18 protein-coding genes are annotated in these 18795 nt (G+C 43.0%); 15 read left to right on the forward strand and 3 right to left on the reverse strand.

Going from position 1 to position 18795, the window contains the following annotated elements; all coding sequences use genetic code 11:
• Entirely contained in the window at nucleotides 1–774 is a 774-nt protein-coding gene (locus HMPREF2885_RS00275) for an NUDIX domain-containing protein (protein WP_070656837.1), read from the forward strand.
• Between the two features lie 67 nt (nucleotides 775–841).
• On the opposite strand, the gene HMPREF2885_RS00280 is transcribed toward HMPREF2885_RS00275, so the two are convergent.
• Nucleotides 842–1072 (reverse strand): hypothetical protein, encoded by a 231-nt coding sequence (locus HMPREF2885_RS00280; protein WP_000933126.1) that lies wholly within the window; start codon nucleotides 1070–1072, stop codon nucleotides 842–844.
• A 267-nt stretch (nucleotides 1073–1339) separates the two neighbouring features.
• On the opposite strand from HMPREF2885_RS00280, the gene HMPREF2885_RS00285 reads away from it, so the two are divergent.
• The gene (locus tag HMPREF2885_RS00285; protein ID WP_000730903.1) at nucleotides 1340–2023 is read left to right on the forward strand and encodes a hypothetical protein; all 684 of its coding nucleotides are present in this window, start codon (nucleotides 1340–1342) and stop codon (nucleotides 2021–2023) included.
• A 64-nt stretch (nucleotides 2024–2087) separates the two neighbouring features.
• Here HMPREF2885_RS00285 and dusB read toward each other — a convergent pair whose 3' ends face one another.
• Both dusB and hslO read right to left on the reverse strand, forming a co-directional pair.
• On the reverse strand, nucleotides 2088–3068 hold the full coding sequence (dusB, locus tag HMPREF2885_RS00290) for a tRNA dihydrouridine synthase DusB (protein WP_000183317.1): 981 nt from the start codon (nucleotides 3066–3068) through the stop codon (nucleotides 2088–2090).
• Nucleotides 3055–3927, reverse strand: a complete 873-nt coding sequence (hslO, locus tag HMPREF2885_RS00295) for an Hsp33 family molecular chaperone HslO (protein WP_070656838.1) — start codon at nucleotides 3925–3927, stop codon at nucleotides 3055–3057. Before hslO ends, dusB begins: the two co-directional genes overlap by 14 nt.
• A 164-nt stretch (nucleotides 3928–4091) precedes the next feature.
• Between hslO and HMPREF2885_RS00300 the strand changes: the two genes are divergently transcribed.
• The 13 genes from HMPREF2885_RS00300 to HMPREF2885_RS00360 all read left to right on the forward strand — a co-directional run bounded on the left by HMPREF2885_RS00300 (nucleotide 4092) and on the right by HMPREF2885_RS00360 (nucleotide 18793).
• Nucleotides 4092–5519: an AcpB/EbpR/MafR family transcriptional regulator gene (locus tag HMPREF2885_RS00300; protein WP_070656839.1), complete on the forward strand. Its 1428-nt coding sequence runs from the start codon at nucleotides 4092–4094 to the stop codon at nucleotides 5517–5519.
• A gap of 156 nt (nucleotides 5520–5675) precedes the next feature.
• Nucleotides 5676–7184 carry a glycerol kinase GlpK gene (gene glpK / locus HMPREF2885_RS00305; RefSeq protein WP_000076794.1) on the forward strand — a complete coding sequence of 503 codons (1509 nt, stop codon included), beginning with the start codon at nucleotides 5676–5678 and terminating at the stop codon, nucleotides 7182–7184.
• A gap of 41 nt (nucleotides 7185–7225) precedes the next feature.
• A complete protein-coding gene (gene glpO, locus HMPREF2885_RS00310) occupies nucleotides 7226–9052 on the forward strand; it encodes a type 1 glycerol-3-phosphate oxidase (protein WP_049501314.1) in 1827 nt (608 codons plus the stop codon).
• Nucleotides 9053–9119: 67 nt separating this feature from the next.
• Nucleotides 9120–9824, forward strand: coding sequence for an MIP/aquaporin family protein (locus HMPREF2885_RS00315; RefSeq protein WP_049490531.1), 705 nt, complete (start codon nucleotides 9120–9122; stop codon nucleotides 9822–9824).
• Between the two features lie 224 nt (nucleotides 9825–10048).
• Complete coding sequence (locus HMPREF2885_RS00320) at nucleotides 10049–10180, forward strand: teichoic acid D-Ala incorporation-associated protein DltX (RefSeq protein WP_008276434.1); 132 nt, start codon at nucleotides 10049–10051, stop codon at nucleotides 10178–10180.
• A 20-nt stretch (nucleotides 10181–10200) separates the two neighbouring features.
• Nucleotides 10201–11751: a D-alanine--poly(phosphoribitol) ligase subunit DltA gene (dltA, locus tag HMPREF2885_RS00325; RefSeq protein ID WP_070656840.1), complete on the forward strand. Its 1551-nt coding sequence runs from the start codon at nucleotides 10201–10203 to the stop codon at nucleotides 11749–11751.
• Nucleotides 11748–12992, forward strand: a complete 1245-nt coding sequence (dltB, locus tag HMPREF2885_RS00330) for a D-alanyl-lipoteichoic acid biosynthesis protein DltB (RefSeq protein ID WP_000970386.1) — start codon at nucleotides 11748–11750, stop codon at nucleotides 12990–12992. The genes dltA and dltB overlap by 4 nt, the downstream gene beginning before the upstream one ends.
• A 13-nt stretch (nucleotides 12993–13005) precedes the next feature.
• Complete coding sequence (gene dltC, locus HMPREF2885_RS00335) at nucleotides 13006–13245, forward strand: D-alanine--poly(phosphoribitol) ligase subunit DltC (RefSeq protein ID WP_000351972.1); 240 nt, start codon at nucleotides 13006–13008, stop codon at nucleotides 13243–13245.
• Nucleotides 13238–14506 carry a D-alanyl-lipoteichoic acid biosynthesis protein DltD gene (gene dltD / locus HMPREF2885_RS00340; protein WP_000919834.1) on the forward strand — a complete coding sequence of 423 codons (1269 nt, stop codon included), beginning with the start codon at nucleotides 13238–13240 and terminating at the stop codon, nucleotides 14504–14506. Before dltC ends, dltD begins: the two co-directional genes overlap by 8 nt.
• A gap of 142 nt (nucleotides 14507–14648) precedes the next feature.
• Entirely contained in the window at nucleotides 14649–16700 is a 2052-nt protein-coding gene (gene nt5e / locus HMPREF2885_RS00345) for a cell surface ecto-5'-nucleotidase Nt5e (RefSeq protein WP_001042700.1), read from the forward strand.
• A 149-nt stretch (nucleotides 16701–16849) separates the two neighbouring features.
• On the forward strand, nucleotides 16850–17290 hold the full coding sequence (gene adcR, locus HMPREF2885_RS00350; protein ID WP_001249328.1) for a zinc-dependent transcriptional regulator AdcR: 441 nt from the start codon (nucleotides 16850–16852) through the stop codon (nucleotides 17288–17290).
• Nucleotides 17290–17994, forward strand: coding sequence for a metal ABC transporter ATP-binding protein (locus tag HMPREF2885_RS00355; protein ID WP_001269482.1), 705 nt, complete (start codon nucleotides 17290–17292; stop codon nucleotides 17992–17994). The genes adcR and HMPREF2885_RS00355 overlap by 1 nt, the downstream gene beginning before the upstream one ends.
• Entirely contained in the window at nucleotides 17987–18793 is an 807-nt protein-coding gene (locus tag HMPREF2885_RS00360) for a metal ABC transporter permease (RefSeq protein WP_000950027.1), read from the forward strand. Before HMPREF2885_RS00355 ends, HMPREF2885_RS00360 begins: the two co-directional genes overlap by 8 nt.
• Nucleotides 18794–18795: the final 2 nt, after the last annotated feature.

The raw sequence follows: 18795 nt of genomic DNA on the forward strand, positions 1-18795 counted from the left end.
ATGGCAGACATAAAGATTCCAGCCGGGATGACGGAAAAAGAATATTATGAAATCCATGCCAGTCAGGAGGAGTTTTTAGACTGGTACTACAAGCAGGAACTCCCTCAATATGAAAAACCAAGTGTGACAGTGGATATGGTAGCCTACTGCTTTGTCGAAGGAAAGATCAAGCTTCTGCTGATCCGTCGCAAGGCCCACCCTTATCAGAACTGTTTAGCCTTAGTCGGAGGCTTTATGGACAAGGGAGAAGATGCTGCACATGCCTGTCAGCGCGAGGTGAGAGAAGAAGTCAATCTCGATCTACCTTTGGAGAAAATCGAGCAATTGATGACGGTATCGACCCCCGGTCGTGATCCACGGGGCTGGACAGTGACCATTGCCCACTTAGTGTACCTACCTAGTCGTGCCTTAGACCTCGTTCAGGCAGGTGACGATGCCAAGGATGTGGTTTTTGTAGATGTTGATTTCCAGACAGGTAAATGCTACCTTGAGGGAGTCGAGCTGGACGAGAGAGCCTTCGCCTTTGACCATTATGCCATTATCCAAGAATCCATCAAACGAATCCAAGGCCGTCTCGACTGGAATCCGACTTTCCTTTATCTGCTGGAGGAGGAGTTCACTGTCTACGAAGGAACCGAACTAGTCAATCTCATCAATCCCGGTCGCCCCATCGTCAGCAATAACTTTCTCGTAAAATACGGCGAATATGTAGAAGAAGTCGGACTCAAACGAGTACCCAAAAAGAAACCAAGGAAAACCTATCGATTGAAATAAAGAGGTCGGGACCAAAATCCCGACCTCTTTATCTACCATCATGAGATGGCTTTCTATTGCGACTGTATTAGGGATGGCTATCTTTCTTAGGATTACTCAATATGTGAGTAAAGAAGTCTTTGTATCGATACTTGAGATAGTTCTCATGCAAAAATAACAAAGCGATGTAGACAATCATAAAGATTGCAGTCAGATAGAAGACATCAAATGCAGTTCGCGCATAGTAAGTGGCTGATTGATAAGAGCCAATAGCTCCCAAAATCAACCAAGGAAGATACTTGTAATACTTATTTAGCATAAGAGCATACCTCCTGTATTCTATTTCAATGTTATTATATTCCTTTGTCTAACACAATGCAAGCGACTACATAGGAGAGGTGCAAAAAATAGGACTCTAATCTAGGAAATTTTCCTATTTTTTCGTTTCGATTACGAATAGAGATAGTAGAGAGAATAATTTTTAAAATAGTTTCTCTAAATAGTTGACAGATTCAAAGTCCAATGTTACAATTATATTACAAAAAGATTTCTTAACATTTCAATAATGTTACAAAGGAGTAGAAAAATGAAAAAGAAAACCTATATCAAATTGATGGCAGCGACTGTATTGGCTTCTACCTTGCTACTGGGAGCTTGTGGAAATAAAAACGAAACCACTCAAACCAGCAGCTCTGCAAAGACAAGCCAATCATCAAGTTCTAAAGCAGCTTCTTCTAACAAAGAAAGCAAGACTCAAAAATCTTCAAGCTCAGCTTCATCTGAAAAGGCTCAGGCATCTTCAGGTCAGTCTTCTACAACAGCAGATCAGTCACAAGCGAAACCAGCCCCTGAATCAAGACAAGAACAAGCAACTCCTAGTCAACCAGCCCCTTCTCAGGCTCCGTCAACCCAGCAAGGTTCTCAAGCCCAGTCTAACCAGTCAGGCTATGATCCAACAACTGACCGCAAACTTCAAGACAAGCAAGCAGAACACAACAAACGCTACAAGGGTGTTTTAACCATGGTCGATGGTGATTTCTCAGCAGCTGCAGGCAACTGGAAGGGAGCAAATGGCGAAACTATTACGGTTTCATCAGGGGGCCAGTTTACAGTAGAAACTGCAGATGGAAAGAAAGAAAACTATTCTATCAGAGGCTACTCTTATACTCTTGATGATGGCAAGTATAATGCCAAAATCGGTGGAGGAAAAATCATCCAAATTACAACAGGTGCGGATGGTAAAGTTTCGAGTGTTGCCTTGATTCAATAATGGTATCTAGGATTTCCTAGGATAAAAAAACCGTAAACTCAAGCGAGTTACGGTTTTTTGTATATTATGCTTTGTCTAATTGCAAGAGGGCTTCAATCTCTGCTAGGGTGCTAGCTTGTGAAATAGCTCCACGAAGTTTGGCAGCACCAGATGTTCCCCGGAGATAGTGCGGAGCGAGGCCGCGGAATTCACGAACGGCTACGTTTTCTCCTTTGAGGTTAATCAAGCGTTTCAAGTGCTCGTAGGCGATTTTCATCTTGTCTTCAAATGTCAAGTCAGGGAGAATTTCTCCTGTTTCAAAGTAGTGGTTGATTTGATTGAAGAGATAGGGATTTCCCATGGCAGCACGGCCAATCATGACTGCGTCAGCACCGACTTCTTCTATGCGTTGCTTGGCTTCTTGGACAGTACGGATATCACCGTTTGCGATGAAGGGAATCTTGGTCAAAGCTTGAGCAACCTTGTGAAGGGTCTCAAGGTCGGCATGACCAGTATACATTTGCTCACGTGTACGGCCATGCATGGCGAGGGCAGAGACACCGGCTGCCTCAGCTGCGAGAGCATTCTCCACGGCTAGGGATGGGTCAGACCAGCCAGTGCGCATTTTGACGGTGAGGGGGATATCAAGGACAGATTGGACCTTGTTGATAATAGAGTAGATCTTATCTGGGTCCTTGAGCCACATAGCGCCAGCTTCGTTTTTCACGATTTTGTTAACTGGGCAGCCCATGTTGATATCGACGATATCGGTCTTAGTATTTTCTTGGATGAATTCTGCTGCGCGTGCTAGGCTATCTTCATCGCTACCAAAAAGTTGGATAGAAACAGGGTTCTCTCCTTCATCGATATGAAGCATATGCAGGGTTTTTTCATTGTTGTATTGGATTCCCTTGTCAGAGACCATTTCCATCACAACGAGCCCCGCTCCGAGCTCTTTTGCGATGGTACGAAAGGCTGAGTTTGTCACGCCAGCCATGGGTGCTAAAACAGTACGATTGGGAATCTCAACATTGCCAATCATAAAAGGTGTATTAAGATTTGTCACGAATGAGTTCCTCCAGGTCGTTTTCATCAAAGTTATAAGTTGTTTGGCAGAATTGACAAGTAATTTCTGCTCCGTGGTCTTCCTCTTTCATTTCCTCTAGGTCTGAAGTTGGAAGGCTGGCAAGAGCGTCCAAAAAGCGATCTTTGCTGCAGTCACATTGGAAACGGATTTCTTCTTCAGATAGGCGTTTGTAGGATTCGTCACCGTAGATAGCTTTGAGGAGTGATTCGATATGGTCGTCGCTTTCCAGAAGTGTTGAGATGGCTGGCATTTCTTGGATGCGTTTCTCAAAGCGAGCAATTTCCTCTTCCTTGGCTCCTGGCAAAACTTGGAGAAGAAAACCACCTGCAACTTCGACCTTGTCGTCTTTGTCTAAAAGAACATTGAGGCCAACTGCTGAAGGCGTTTGTTGACTTTCTGTAAGATAGAAAGCTAGATCTTCACCGATTTCTCCAGAGATAAGAGGCGTCATGGAATTATAGGGATTTCCAGTGCCATAGTCTGTAATCACTAGAAATTGACCGTTTCCGACAAAAGGTCCAACGAGGACTTCTCCAGTTGCAGTCTTTTTGATGTCAACACCTGGATTTTGAACGTAGCCTTTGACGTTTCCCTTGGTATCTGCGACCGTGATGATGGCACCGAGAGAGCTTGTTCCAAGAACTTTAACTGTTAGTTTGGTATTTCCTTTTTCATTGGCTGCGAGAATTTGGCTAGCGATAAGGGTGCGACCAAGTGCGACAGTTGAACTGGCTTGAGTTTGATGTTTTTCTTGAGCAGTGCGGACGGTTTCAGTGCTATCAAGGACAAAAGCACGAAAGGCTCCGCTTTCTGATATTGTTTTAATAATTTTATCCATAGCTACTATTTTAGCATAAAAATGCCCAAAGGGGGAGTTGTGTGTTTGCTGTTTCTGTGGAATAATGACGAGGAAATCAACCTTAAAATAAAATGAGAAACAGATTATTTCAGCATTTGAAAGATTTATGCTATGCTTGTAGGAGAGAATGAAAGGGGTAACAAATGTATTTAGGCGATTTGATGGAAAAAGCAGAATCTGGTCAATTTTTAGTCCTTTCCTTTCTATTACAAGATTCGCAGACAACAGTCAAGAAAGCCATGGAAGAAACAGGTTTTTCAAAGGCGACCTTAACCAAGTACATTTCTCTGATTAACGAAAATGCCTTGGAAAGAGGGCTAGAGCTGACCATTCACTTGGAAGATGAAAATCTGCGTTTGTCGATTAGTGCAGATACCAAGGGAAGAGAGATTCGGAGCTTGTTTTTAGACAATGCCATTAAGTACCAAATTTTGGTTTACCTTCTCTATCACCAACAGTTCCTAGCCCATCAACTGGCTCAAGAATTGATGATTAGCGAGGCCACGCTTGGTCGCCACTTAGCTAGTCTAAATCAGATTTTGTCAGAGTTTGACTTATCCATCCAAAATGGCCGTTGGCGAGGTCCAGAGCATCAGATTCGCTATTTCTATTTCTGCCTTTTTCGCAAGATTTGGTCCAGTCAGGAGTGGGAAGGTCACATGCAGAAAGCTGAGAGAAAACAAGAGATTGCTACCCTAGAAGAAATCTGCGGTGCTAGCTTGTCTTCAGGTCAGAAATTGGACTTGGTTCTATGGACTCACATCAGTCAACAGCGCCTTCGGGTTAACGCCTGTCAATTTCAGGTTATAGAAGAAAAAATGCGAGGGTATTTTGACAATATTTTCTACCTTCGTTTGCTGAGAAAGGCTCCGTCCTTTTTTGCTGGGCAACATATCCCTCTAGGAACTGAGGATGGTGAGATGATGGTATTCTTTTCATTTCTCCTTTCCCATCGTATTTTGCCCCTTCATACTATGGAGTATATCCTTGGTTTTGGAGGGCAATTAGCCGATTTGCTGACGCAATTGATTCAAGAGATGAAGAAGGAGGAGCTGCTGGGGGACTACACAGAGGACCATGTCACCTATGAACTCAGTCAGCTTTGTGGTCAAGTTTATCTCTACAAGGGCTATATTTTACAAGATCAGTACAGATACCAGACAGAGAATCGCCATCCCTATTTGCTGATGGAACATGATTTTAGAGGAACTGCAGAGAGAATTTTTCATATTTTGCCTACCTTTCAACAGGGGACGGATTTGGATAAGAAAATTCTCTGGGAATGGCTCCAGTTGATAGAGTATATGGCAGAAAATGGTGGCCAACATATGAGGATTGGTTTAGATTTGACATCTGGTTTCCTTGTCTTTTCTAGGATGGCTGCCCTTTTGAAACGGTATTTGGAATACAATCGTTTCATTACTATTGAAGCCTATGACCCCAGTCGACATTATGATTTGTTAATTACCAACAACCCGATTCATAAGAAAGAACAGACTCCGGTTTATTATTTAAAAAATGATTTGGATATGGAGGATTTGGCGAAGATTCGTCAGATGCTCTTTGCTTAAAAGGCCTGAATTTTCAGGTCTTTTTTGTGAAATTCGCACAATCTCCTCACATTTTTTTAAAATTTTAAAAAAATTGATAAACAAGAAAGCGCTTTATTTTGTATACTAGTTACTGTAAAGAGGAACCCCCTCAAGATTTTATCAGGAGGACAGCACATGTCACAAGAAAAATACATCATGGCTATTGACCAAGGAACTACTAGTTCTCGTGCCATCATTTTTAACAAAAAAGGAGAAAAGGTCAGCTCTAGTCAAAAAGAGTTCACTCAGATTTTCCCTCAAGCAGGTTGGGTTGAGCACAATGCCAATGAAATTTGGAACTCTGTTCAGTCAGTTATCGCGGGTGCTTTCATCGAAAGTGGTGTGAAACCAAGTCAAATCGAGGCCATCGGGATTACCAACCAGCGTGAAACAACTGTCGTCTGGGATAAGAAAACAGGGCTCCCTATCTATAATGCGATCGTTTGGCAATCACGTCAAACTGCTCCCCTGGCTGAACAACTAAAAAGCCAAGGTTATGTGGAAAAATTCCATGAAAAGACTGGTTTGATTATCGATGCTTACTTCTCAGCTACCAAGGTTCGTTGGATATTGGACCATGTAGAAGGCGCTCAAGAGCGAGCAGAAAAAGGAGAATTACTCTTTGGTACTATCGATACTTGGTTAGTTTGGAAATTGACTGACGGTGCAGCTCACGTGACCGACTACTCAAATGCAGCCCGTACCATGCTCTATAACATCAAGGATCTTAAATGGGATGATGAGATTTTAGAAATCCTCAACATTCCGAAGGCTATGCTTCCAGAAGTTCGTTCTAACTCTGAAATCTATGGCAAGACTGCTCCATTCCATTTCTACGGTGGGGAAGTGCCAATTTCAGGTATGGCTGGGGACCAACAGGCAGCCCTCTTCGGTCAGTTGGCCTTTGAACCTGGTATGGTCAAGAATACTTATGGAACTGGTTCCTTCATCATCATGAATACTGGTGAAGAAATGCAGTTGTCTGAAAATAACCTCTTGACAACGATTGGTTACGGAATCAACGGCAAGGTTTACTATGCCTTGGAAGGTTCTATCTTCATCGCAGGAAGTGCCATTCAGTGGCTTCGTGATGGACTTCGCATGGTTGAAAATTCACCAGAGTCTGAAAAATATGCTCTCAATTCTCACAACAATGACGAAGTTTATGTCGTACCTGCCTTTACAGGTCTAGGTGCTCCATATTGGAACCAAAATGCTCGTGGTTCGGTCTTTGGCTTAACTCGTGGAACAAGCAAAGAAGACTTTATCAAGGCAACCTTGCAATCTATCGCTTATCAAGTACGTGACATCATTGACACCATGCAAGTGGATGCGCAGACAGCTATCCAGGTCTTGAAGGTGGATGGTGGTGCAGCCATGAACAACTTCCTCATGCAGTTCCAGGCTGACATTTTGGGAATCGATATTGCCCGTGCTAAAAACTTGGAAACAACTGCCCTAGGTGCAGCCTTCCTGGCAGGATTGTCAGTGGGTTACTGGAAGGACTTGGATGAGTTGAAACTCTTGAATGAGACAGGAGAACTCTTCGAACCATCGATGAACGAATCTCGTAAGGAACAACTTTATAAGGGCTGGAAGAAGGCTGTGAAAGCAACGCAAGTCTTTGCGGAAATCGATGACTAATACTGGAAGAATAAAGCGACTCAGTTAGAAAGTGTGTAAATATGGAATTTTCAAAGAAAACACGTGAATTATCAATTAAAAAAATGCAGGAACGCACCCTGGACCTCCTGATTATTGGTGGTGGGATTACAGGAGCTGGTGTAGCTTTGCAGGCGGCAGCCAGTGGTCTTGACACTGGTTTGATTGAAATGCAGGACTTCGCAGAAGGAACATCTAGCCGTTCAACAAAATTGGTCCACGGAGGTCTGCGTTACCTCAAACAATTTGACGTGGAAGTGGTGTCAGATACAGTTTCTGAGCGCGCGGTGGTTCAACAAATCGCTCCACACATTCCAAAACCAGATCCAATGCTCTTGCCAGTTTACGATGAGGATGGAGCGACCTTTAGCCTCTTCCGTCTCAAAGTAGCCATGGACTTGTATGACCTTTTGGCAGGTGTTAACAATACGCCAGCTGCTAACAAGGTCTTGAGCAAGGAAGAAGTCTTGGAACGCCAGCCAAACTTGAAGAAAGAAGGTTTGGTAGGAGGTGGGGTTTATCTTGACTTCCGTAACAACGATGCGCGTCTCGTGATTGAAAACATCAAACGTGCCAACCAAGACGGTGCTCTCATTGCCAACCATGTTAAGGCAGAAGGCTTCCTCTTTGACGAGAGTGGCAAGATTACAGGTATTGTAGCTCGTGATTTGTTAACAGACCAAGTCTTTGAAATTAAGGCTCGTCTGGTGATTAACACAACAGGTCCTTGGAGCGACAAGGTACGTAATTTGTCAAATAAGGGAACCCAATTCTCACAAATGCGTCCAACTAAGGGAGTTCACTTGGTAGTGGATTCAAGCAAGATCAAGGTGTCACAGCCGGTTTACTTTGACACAGGTTTGGGAGACGGGCGTATGGTCTTTGTTCTCCCACGTGAAAACAAGACTTACTTTGGTACAACGGATACAGACTACACAGGTGATTTGGAACATCCAAAAGTGACGCAGGAAGATGTAGATTATCTGCTTGGCATTGTAAACAACCGCTTCCCAGAAGCAAACATTACCATTGATGATATCGAAAGCAGCTGGGCTGGTCTTCGTCCATTGATTGCTGGCAACAGTGCCTCTGACTATAATGGCGGAAATAATGGAACCATTAGTGATGAGAGCTTCAATAGCTTGATTGCGACTGTCGAAGCTTATCTCTCGAAAGAAAAAACGCGTGAAGATGTTGAATCTGCTGTTAGCAAGCTTGAAAGTAGCACATCTGAGAAACATTTGGACCCATCTGCAGTTTCACGTGGTTCGAGTTTGGATCGTGATGATAATGGTCTTTTAACCCTTGCTGGTGGTAAAATCACAGACTACCGTAAGATGGCTGAAGGAGCTATGGAGCGCGTGGTTGACATCCTCAAAGCCGAATTTGACCGTAGCTTTAAACTGATCAACTCTAAGACTTATCCTGTTTCAGGTGGAGAATTGAACCCAGCAAATGTGGACTCAGAAATTGAAGCCTTTGCTCAACTTGGAGTGTCACGTGGTTTGGATAGCAAGGAAGCCCAGTATCTCGCAAATCTTTACGGTTCAAATGCACCGAAAGTCTTTGCCCTTGCTCACAGCTTGGAACAAGCGCCAGGACTCAGCTTGGCAGATACCTTGTCCCTTCACTATGCAATGCGCAATGAGTTGGCTCTGAGCCCAGTTGACTTCCTCCTTCGTCGTACCAACCACATGCTCTTTATGCGTGATAGTTTGGATAGCATCGTTGAGCCAGTTCTGGATGAAATGGGACGATTCTATGATTGGACCGAAGAAGAAAAAGCAGCCTACCGTGCGGATGTTGAAGCAGCTCTTGCTCAAAACGATTTGGCAGAACTAAAAAATTAAAAAAGGAAAAGAGGTGGAGGGCAGCATTCCTTGTCGCCCACCCCTTCTTTTAAATGGAGACAAAGATATGATGAAAGAATTATTTGGAGAATTTTTGGGGACCTTAATCCTTATCCTCCTAGGAAATGGAGTTGTAGCAGGTGTGGTTCTTCCCAAAACCAAGAGCAACAATTCAGGATGGATTGTGATTACTATGGGATGGGGAATTGCTGTAGCTGTTGCAGCCTTTGTATCTGGCACGCTCAGCCCAGCCCACCTAAATCCAGCTGTGACGTTTGCTATGGCCTTAAAAGGAACGCTCTCTTGGGCTTCTGTTTTCCCTTATATCCTAGCCCAATTCGCAGGAGCGATGGTGGCTCAGATTCTGGTTTGGTTGCAATTCAAACCACACTATGAGGCGGAAGAAAACGCAGGCAATATCCTAGCGACATTTAGTACTGGACCAGCAATCAAGAACACAGTATCGAACTTGGTTAGCGAAATCCTTGGAACTTTTGTTTTGCTCTTGACAATCTTTGCCTTGGGACTCTATGACCTTCAAGCCGGTTTAGGGACCTTTGCAGTGGGGACCTTGATTGTCGGTATCGGTCTTTCACTAGGTGGGACAACGGGTTATGCCTTGAACCCAGCTCGTGACCTTGGACCTCGTATCATGCACAGCATTCTTCCAATTCCAAATAAGGGAGATGGAGACTGGTCTTATGCTTGGATTCCTGTTGTAGGACCTATTGTTGGTGCGGCCCTAGCAGTTCTCGTATTTTCACTTTTCTAAGATAAAAGAGTTATTGGCAACAGAGTTTGAGATGGAAATCTCAGGCTCTTTTTTGATGGCCAAAACATTAATATTTTAACTTATCTTAAAATAAGCTAAAACCAATTTTTAAGTTATGGTAAACAGTTGAAAAAAAGGTTGATAAAGTGGTAAAATGTTAGGAAGATAAGATGCTAACAATACATACTGATAGTTAATAGAAACAATATATTAATGGATAGCTTATGAAAAAACAACGAAATTTACATGTATTCTTAGGCCGGACGGCTCTATATTTTGTAATCTTGCTTGGTTTGCTTTATTTTTTTAGTTACCTTGGTCAGAGCCAAGGCACCTTTATTTATAATGAGTTCTAGTTTAAAGGAGAAGAGGAACAGTGTCTAATAAACCGATAAAAGATATGATTGAAACGATTGAGCACTTTGCTCAAACGCAACCAACATATCCTGTCTACAATGTTTTAGGTCAAGAACATACTTATGGTGAACTGAAGGCTGATTCGGATAGTTTGGCTGCAGCTATCGACCAACTAGGCTTGCCTGATAAATCTCCAGTCGTCGTTTTTGGTGGTCAGGAATATGAGATGTTGGCTACCTTTGTAGCGCTAACTAAGTCAGGTCACGCCTATATCCCAATTGATAGCCATTCGGCCTTGGAACGAGTTTCTGCTATCGTAGAAGTTGCAGAGCCAAGCTTGATTATTGCTATCTCAGATTTTCCATTAGAGCAAACTAGCACACCGATGCTGAATTTAAAGCAAGTCCATGAAGCTTTTGCTCAAGCTTCCAGCTACGAGATGACCCATCCAGTCAAGGGAGATGACAACTACTACATCATCTTTACTTCTGGTACGACTGGTAAGCCTAAGGGAGTGCAGATCTCCCATGATAATCTCCTCAGCTTTACCAACTGGATGATTACAGATAAGGAATTTGCGACGCCAAGTCGTCCGCAAATGCTGGCTCAGCCCCCTTATTCTTTTGACCTATCTGTCATGTATTGGGCGCCAACCTTGGCACTGGGTGGCACGCTTTTCGCTCTTCCTTCAGCCATTACTCAGGACTTTAAGCAACTCTTTGCGATCATCTTTGCATTGCCAATCGCTATCTGGACCTCAACGCCTTCTTTTGCAGATATGGCCATGTTGTCAGAAGACTTTAACAGCGAGAAAATGCCTGGCATCACGCATTTCTACTTTGATGGTGAAGAATTGACGGTCAAAACTGCTCAAAAACTGCGCGAGCGATTCCCAGATGCTCGTATTATCAATGCCTATGGTCCAACAGAAGCGACAGTAGCTTTGTCAGCAGTTGCCGTCACTGATGAGATGTTGACGACTCTCAAACGCCTGCCAATCGGCTATACCAAGGCCGATTCTCCGACCTTTATCATTGATGAGGAAGGTAAGAAAGTTCCAAATGGTGAGCAAGGAGAAATCATTGTTTCAGGGCCAGCTGTTTCAAAAGGCTATATGGATAATCCTGAAAAAACGGCAGAAGCTTTCTTTGAGTTCGAAGGTCTTCCAGCCTACCACACAGGGGATGTAGGAACCATGACAGATGAGGGATTGCTTCTCTATGGTGGACGCATGGATTTCCAGATTAAGTTTAATGGTTATCGCATTGAGCTGGAAGATGTCTCTCAAAACCTCAACAAGTCTCGCTTTATCGAGTCGGCTGTTGCTGTCCCACGTTATAACAAGGACCACAAGGTACAAAATCTACTGGCCTATGTCATCCTAAAAGACGGTGTCCGTCAGCAGTTTGAGCGTGATATCGATATTACCAAGGCTATCAAGGAAGACCTAGCAGATATCATGATGTCCTATATGATGCCGTCTAAGTTTCTTTATCGAGATAGTTTACCACTAACGCCTAATGGTAAAATTGACATCAAGGGCTTGATCAATGAGGTAAACAGCCAATGATGGAGCTTTATAAACAGCTACCTCATTTGGAACCTTATGGTGATCTTCAGTACTTTTTATACGTAATTGCTGCGACTTTACCTATCTTTATTGGTCTTTTTTTCAAGAAACGTTTTGCCTTGTACGAGGTGTTTGTTAGTCTCTTCTTTATCCTCACCATGTTGGTCGGTGGAAAGACGAATCAAATAAGCGCTTTGATCCTTTATGTTATCTGGCAAGTACTTCTTGTATCTTTCTACAAAAGGTACAGGAAACAACGGGATAGTAAATGGATATTTTACCTGGTTAGCTTTCTATCCCTATTGCCAATCGTCTTTGTGAAAGTATCTCCTGCTATTCATGGACCTCAATCTTTGTTTGGATTTTTAGGGATTTCTTACTTGACCTTTCGTGCAGTTGGGGTTATCGTTGAGTTGAGAGACGGTGTCATCAAGGAGTTAACGATTTGGCAATTCTTACGTTTTCTTCTCTTTATGCCGACTTTCTCAAGTGGTCCTATTGATCGTTTCAAACGCTTCAATGAAAATTACGAGACCATTCCTGAACGGGATGAGTTGATGGACATGCTAGAAGAGGCTGTCAAATATATCATGCTTGGCTTCCTCTACAAGTTTATCTTGGCTCACATTTTAGGAGAGACATTATTGCCTCCGCTGAAAAATTTGGCCTTGCAGACAGGTGGTTTCTTTAACCTCTACGCTTTAGCGGTCATGTACACCTTTGGTCTGGAGCTCTTTTTTGACTTTGCGGGCTACTCTATGTTTGCCTTAGCCATTTCAAACTTGATGGGTATTCATAGTCCTATCAACTTTAACAAGCCCTTTTTGTCAAGGGATTTAAAAGAGTTTTGGAATCGCTGGCACATGAGTCTGTCTTTCTGGTTCCGTGACTTTGTCTTTATGCGGATGGTCATGGTGTTGACCAGAAAGAAGGTCTTTAAAAATCGCAATGTCACTTCAAGTGTAGCCTATATTCTCAATATGCTGATTATGGGATTTTGGCATGGTGTGACCTGGTACTACATCGCCTATGGACTTTTTCATGGGATTGGGCTGGTCATCAATGATGCTTGGGTTCGTAAGAAAAAAGCGCTCAATAAAGAACGGAAAAAAGCTGGAAAGGGTTCCTTACCTGAGAATCGCTGGATTCAGTTGCTTGGCATGGTTGTCACCTTCCATGTCGTGATGGTTTCATTCTTAATCTTTTCTGGATTTTTGAATGATTTATGGTTTAAAAAATAAAAGGATATAAAAAATGGATATCAAATCAGAAGTTATTGAAATTATTGATGAGTTGTTTATGGAAGATGTTTCTGACATGATGGATGAAGATCTTTTTGATGCCGGTGTCTTGGATAGCATGGGAACGGTTGAATTGATTGTGGAGATTGAAAACCGTTTTGACATTCGTGTTCCAGTGACGGAGTTCGGTCGTGATGACTGGAATACGGCTAATAAAATCGTAGAAGGTATTACGGAGTTGAAGAATGCTTAAACGCTTGTGGCTGATCTTCGGGCCTATCTTCATTGCTGGATTTTTGGTTCTTCTACTCATCTTTTTTTATCCAGGTACAACAAGCCATAATCTGACGGAGGAGAAATACTCGGCGGCTTCTGTTAGTGCAGAGAGTTTTAAAGAGAGAAGCCAAAAAGTAAGGGCTCTTACGGATCCAAATATGCGTTTTATTCCTTTTCTAGGGTCCAGTGAATGGATTCGATTTGATAGTGTCCATCCAGCTGTTTTAGCAGAAAAATACCATCGTCCCTATCGTCCTTACTTTCTAGGTCAAGCAGGAGCAGCCTCTCTCAATCAATATTTTGGTCTACAGCAAATTTTGCCAGAAATAGAGAATAAGCAGGCTGTATTTGTGATTTCGCCTCAGTGGTTTACGGAGACAGATTATGAACCCGCAGCGTTTCAGAGATTTTTTAACAGTGACCAATTAACAGCTTTTTTGGGAAATCAATCTGGTGACATTGCTGCAAAGCATGCGGCTATTCGATTGTTAAAGCAGAATCCTAATGTTGCATTGAAAGGCATTGTTCAAAAACTGTCAAAGGGTGAAGAATTATCAGATGTTGATCAGGTTGCTATTGATATTTTTGCGCGATTCAACGAAAAACAATCCGCTCTCTTTGGACAATTCTCCATTCGAGGACAACTCAAGTACAAGGAACACGTGGAGAACTATTTAAAAGATCTTCCGGATCAATTTTCTTATGATGAGTTAGAAAAAATTGTTCGTAAGGACGCAGAAGCAAATACGACCAATAACGATATGGGGATGGAAAATCATTTCTATACGAGAGAGATTCAAAAGGATTTAAAAAAATGGGAAGGGTATCAAAAAAATTACAACTTCCTCAAGTCCTCTGAATACAATGATTTGCAGCTGGTCCTCAATCAATTTGCTAAGTCGAATGTCAATGTGCTCTTTGTCATTCAGCCGGTTAACAAGAAGTGGATGGAGTACACAGGGCTCAGCGAAGAGATGTATCAACATGCAGTGGAGAAAATTCGTTACCAATTAGAAAGTCAGGGTTTTACCAATATTGCTGATTTTTCAAAAAATGGAGGGGACCCTTATTTTGTTAAGGACACCATTCATCTAGGATGGTTAGGTTGGCTGGCTTTTGATAAGGTTGTCAATCCTTTCTTGACGGATCCGAAACCAGCTCCAGACTACAAGATGAATGACCGCTTCTTTAGCAAGGACTGGGCGACCTATGATGGGAACATCAAAGATTTCAAATAAAATGGTCTAAAGGTTTGGGATTTAAACCCAAGCTTTTTTGTTTAAATGGCGAATATTTAAGATGAAAATAGGTCAAAAGTTTCAAAATTTTTAGAAATAGCGTATAATATAAAAGAGAAAAAGAAAAGAAAGGGATTTTAAAATGAACAAACGTTCTTTGTTACCTGTCTTATCGACAGCCCTGTTAGCTCCAGCCTTCTTAGCTGGACAAGTCTATGCTGAAGAAGCAACAACTCCTGCAGAAAGTTCAGCTGTTGTAGCGACTCCAGCTACGTCGGCGACTCCAGCTCCTGTTGAGAGCCCTGCGGTACCGGAAACTTCGGCAACTTCAGAAGCGGTTGTACCTGCAGAAACTCCGTCAGCTCCTGCTGAATCTACCAAAAGCGAAGAAAAGGACACCGTTATCTTACACACCAATGATGTCCATGGTCGTATTGTAGAGGAAAAGGGAGTAATTGGAGATGCCAAGTTAGCGACTGTCATTGAACAGGAGCGTGCGAAGTCAAATCAAAATACTCTGGTAGTTGATGCGGGAGACGCTTTTCAAGGTTTACCGATTTCCAACTCTACTAAGGGTGAAGCGCGTGCTGAAATTCTTAATCAGATGCAGTATGATGCCATGGCAGTAGGAAACCATGAGTTTGACTTTGGTCTTGATGAAGTTAAAAAATACAAGGAAATCTTGAAATTCCCATTACTTAGCTCAAATACCTATGTCAATGGAGCTCGTCTTTTTGAAGCTTCTACAATCGTTGATAAAGATAAGACTGTGGAAGGTGATGAATTTGTTGTAATCGGCGTGACAACACCTGAAACAGCAACCAAAACTCACCCTAAAAATGTCAAAGGGGTAACTTTTACAGATCCAATCTCTGAAGTCAATAAGGTCATCGAAGAAGTTCAAGCCAAGGCTCGTGCAGAAGGTAAGGACTACAAACACTATGTTGTGCTCGCTCACTTGGGTGTAGATACCACAACCCCAGTCGAATGGCGTGGTTCAACTTTGGCAGAAGCCTTGTCTAAAAATCCTCGTTTGAAAGGGAAACGCGTAACAGTAATCGACGGTCACTCTCATACAGTAGAATCAACGACCTATGGAGACAATGTTACCTATAACCAAACAGGGAGTTACCTTCATAATGTAGGGAAAATCACCTACAAATCACGTCAGCTTTTGGGCAATCCAACTCAGATTCCGGCTGCTGATGCTAAAAAATTACCAGCCAATCCAACAGTTGAAAAACTAGTCAAAGACATTAAACAAAAATACGATGCTGAAAATGCTGTTGAAGTCGTTTCAAACAGCCCTGTAGAACTCAACGGAGATCGTGAAAATGTTCGGGTTCGTGAAACTAACCTCGGAAACGTCGTAGCGGACTCGCTCTATCAGTATGGTCAAACAGGATTTAGCCATCCGACAGACATCGCTGTGACAAATGGTGGTGGCTTGCGTGAAACCATTGCAAAAGGCAAACCAATTACTAAAGGAAATGTCATTGCCGTTCTTCCGTTTGGAAATACCATCTCACAAATCCAAGTGACTGGGCAACAAGTCTTGGATATGTTTGAAAAGTCACTCGGATCTATCTTGCAGGTCGATAAAGATGGCAAGAAGGTCTTGGATGAGAACGGACAACCATTGTTAGAACCAAGTGGTGGTTTCTTGCAAGTTTCAGGTGTGAAGGTCTACTATGATACCAACCTACCATCAGGTAAACGTGTCTTGGCCATCCAGGTCAAAAACCGCACGACTGGTCGTTATGATCTTCTAGACCTTGCAAAAACTTACTATCTTGCAACCAATGATTTCCTAGCTGCAGGTGGTGATGGTTACACTATGTTAGGTGGTGCGCGAGAAGAAGGTCCTTCTATGGATGCAGCCTTTGAAGAGTATCTTAAAACCGCTGATTTGACCCAGTATGAAAAGATCAATCCGAACTCACGGACGATTTCTGTGGATTCTACAACTTTTAGTCTACCAGTAGAAACGCCTCAAACGAATGCGGCTGCTAACGATGCGACTACAAATGTACCACTTACTTATGAGGTGGCAGGTCAATTTAGCAAGAAGGCGGTTGTCTCAGAAAAAGCTCTCCCAAATACAGGAAGTGAACAATCCATCTTCTTGCTCTTGATGGGAATGGTAGCTGGTCTGGCAGGTATCTTATCGAGCCGAAAACCAAAGCAAAAATAGGTTAAATTTCATATCTAGAAGAGTCTAGGGAAACGTTTTTACGCCTTTTTCCCTTGACTCTTTTTTGGTTTATGATATAATTAACCAGTAAAGAATCGGTGGCTATCTATGTTTTTTTACGAAAAAGATAGCTAGGGAAGGAGTAACACATGAGACAGCTTGCGCAGGAAATCGATAACTTTTTAAACGAGGTGATCTTGAGATCTGAGAACCAGCATGAAATTCTAATCGGGCATTGCACGAGTGACGTTGCCTTGACCAATACTCAGGAACACATCCTCATGCTCTTGTCAGAAGAATCCCTAACCAACTCGGAGTTGGCCCGTCGCCTTAATGTCAGTCAGGCGGCAGTGACCAAGGCTATCAAATCTTTGGTCAAAGAGGGTATGTTAGAGACATCCAGAGATCCCAAAGATGCGCGTGTGATCTTTTATCAACTGACAGAGCTGGCTCGACCAGTGGCAGAGGAACACCACCATCATCATGAACACACGCTCTTAGCCTATGAACAAGTGGCAAGTCAGTTTACTCCAAATGAACAAGAAGTTATCCAGCGGTTTTTAACTGCTTTAGTAGGAGAAATCAAATAATGCGGTATATTACAGTAGAGGACTTGTCTTTCTATTATGACAAGGAACCTGTCCTCGAACATATCAACTACAGTGTTGATAGTGGGGAGTTTGTCACCCTGACTGGTGAAAATGGAGCTGCCAAGACGACGCTGATTAAGGCAAGTCTAGGCATCTTGCAACCAAGATTTGGTAAGGTAACCATCTCAAAGACAAACACTCATGGGAAAAAGCTTAGGATCGCTTATCTTCCCCAGCAGATTGCCAGTTTTAATGCTGGTTTTCCAAGTACGGTTTATGAATTTGTCAAGTCGGGTCGTTATCCGCGAAAGGGCTGGTTCCGTCGTTTGAATGCCCATGATGAGGAGCATATCAAGGCTAGTCTAGACTCGGTTGGTATGTGGGAACACCGTGACAAACGAATTGGGTCCCTCTCGGGAGGGCAAAAGCAACGAGCAGTGATTGCTCGGATGTTTGCTTCTGACCCAGATATCTTCGTCTTGGATGAGCCGACGACAGGGATGGATGCAGGAAGCAAAAATGAATTTTACGAACTCATGCACCATAGTGCTCATCATCATGGCAAGGCTGTTTTGATGATTACCCATGACCCTGAGGAAGTCAAGGACTATGCGGATCGCAATATCCATCTGGTTCGTAACCAAGATTCGCCATGGCGTTGTTTTAACGTTCACGAAAGCGACCAGGAGGTGGACCATGCTTAGTTTGTTATCTTATGACTTCATGCAGCGTGCCTTCTTGGCGGTCATTGCCATGAGTCTCTTTTCTCCAGTTCTTGGGACCTTCCTTATCTTACGTCGTCAGAGTCTCATGAGTGATACCCTCAGTCACGTTTCTCTGTCAGGGGTAGCCTTTGGTCTGGTTTTGGGAATTTCTCCAACTATTTCAACCATTGCTATTGTCTTGATCGCAGCGGTCTTTCTAGAGTATCTCCGGACAGTCTATAAGAACTTTATGGAAATCGGGACAGCCATCCTCATGTCAACAGGACTTGCAGTGTCTCTGATTGTCATGAGTAAGGGGAAAAGTTCGAGTTCCATGAGTTTGGACCAATATCTCTTTGGTTCGATTGTAACCATTAGCCAGGAGCAGGTGCTATTCCTCTTTGCCATTGCGGCGGTCGTTTTACTCTTGACTTTCTTATTCTTGCGACCAATGTATATCCTGACCTTTGATGAGGACACGGCTTTTGTAGATGGCTTGCCAGTTCGTACCATGTCTATCCTCTTTAACATGGTGACAGGGGTGGCCATTGCCCTTATGATTCCAGCTGCAGGAGCCCTTTTGGTGTCGACCATTATGGTCTTGCCGGCTAGCATTGCCCTTCGTCTGGGGAAAAACTTTAAATCCGTTATGTTACTAGCCAGCGCTATTGGCTTTTTGGGAATGGTGGCAGGTCTCTATATTTCCTACTATGCAGAAACCCCTGCCAGTGCTAGTATCACCATTATCTTTGTAGCTGTCTTTTTGTTAGTCAGTCTACTGAAACGTTTTATCAAATAGGA

Origin of the sequence: Streptococcus sp. HMSC062H02, assembly GCF_001813005.1 — a bacterium.
Lineage (GTDB): Bacteria > Bacillota > Bacilli > Lactobacillales > Streptococcaceae > Streptococcus > Streptococcus oralis_S.

Excerpts from the sequence above, each read along its gene's own strand:
- HMPREF2885_RS00275 (WP_070656837.1), top strand. The coding sequence starts at position 1 with ATGGCAGACATAAAGATTCCAGCCGGGATGACGGAAAAAGAATATTAT.
- HMPREF2885_RS00280 (WP_000933126.1), bottom strand. The coding sequence starts at position 1,072 with ATGCTAAATAAGTATTACAAGTATCTTCCTTGGTTGATTTTGGGAGCT.
- HMPREF2885_RS00285 (WP_000730903.1), top strand. The coding sequence starts at position 1,340 with ATGAAAAAGAAAACCTATATCAAATTGATGGCAGCGACTGTATTGGCT.
- hslO (WP_070656838.1), bottom strand. The coding sequence starts at position 3,927 with ATGGATAAAATTATTAAAACAATATCAGAAAGCGGAGCCTTTCGTGCT.
- HMPREF2885_RS00300 (WP_070656839.1), top strand. The coding sequence starts at position 4,092 with ATGTATTTAGGCGATTTGATGGAAAAAGCAGAATCTGGTCAATTTTTA.
- glpK (WP_000076794.1), top strand. The coding sequence starts at position 5,676 with ATGTCACAAGAAAAATACATCATGGCTATTGACCAAGGAACTACTAGT.
- glpO (WP_049501314.1), top strand. The coding sequence starts at position 7,226 with ATGGAATTTTCAAAGAAAACACGTGAATTATCAATTAAAAAAATGCAG.
- HMPREF2885_RS00315 (WP_049490531.1), top strand. The coding sequence starts at position 9,120 with ATGATGAAAGAATTATTTGGAGAATTTTTGGGGACCTTAATCCTTATC.
- HMPREF2885_RS00320 (WP_008276434.1), top strand. The coding sequence starts at position 10,049 with ATGAAAAAACAACGAAATTTACATGTATTCTTAGGCCGGACGGCTCTA.
- dltB (WP_000970386.1), top strand. The coding sequence starts at position 11,748 with ATGATGGAGCTTTATAAACAGCTACCTCATTTGGAACCTTATGGTGAT.
- dltC (WP_000351972.1), top strand. The coding sequence starts at position 13,006 with ATGGATATCAAATCAGAAGTTATTGAAATTATTGATGAGTTGTTTATG.
- dltD (WP_000919834.1), top strand. The coding sequence starts at position 13,238 with ATGCTTAAACGCTTGTGGCTGATCTTCGGGCCTATCTTCATTGCTGGA.
- nt5e (WP_001042700.1), top strand. The coding sequence starts at position 14,649 with ATGAACAAACGTTCTTTGTTACCTGTCTTATCGACAGCCCTGTTAGCT.
- adcR (WP_001249328.1), top strand. The coding sequence starts at position 16,850 with ATGAGACAGCTTGCGCAGGAAATCGATAACTTTTTAAACGAGGTGATC.
- HMPREF2885_RS00355 (WP_001269482.1), top strand. The coding sequence starts at position 17,290 with ATGCGGTATATTACAGTAGAGGACTTGTCTTTCTATTATGACAAGGAA.
- HMPREF2885_RS00360 (WP_000950027.1), top strand. The coding sequence starts at position 17,987 with ATGCTTAGTTTGTTATCTTATGACTTCATGCAGCGTGCCTTCTTGGCG.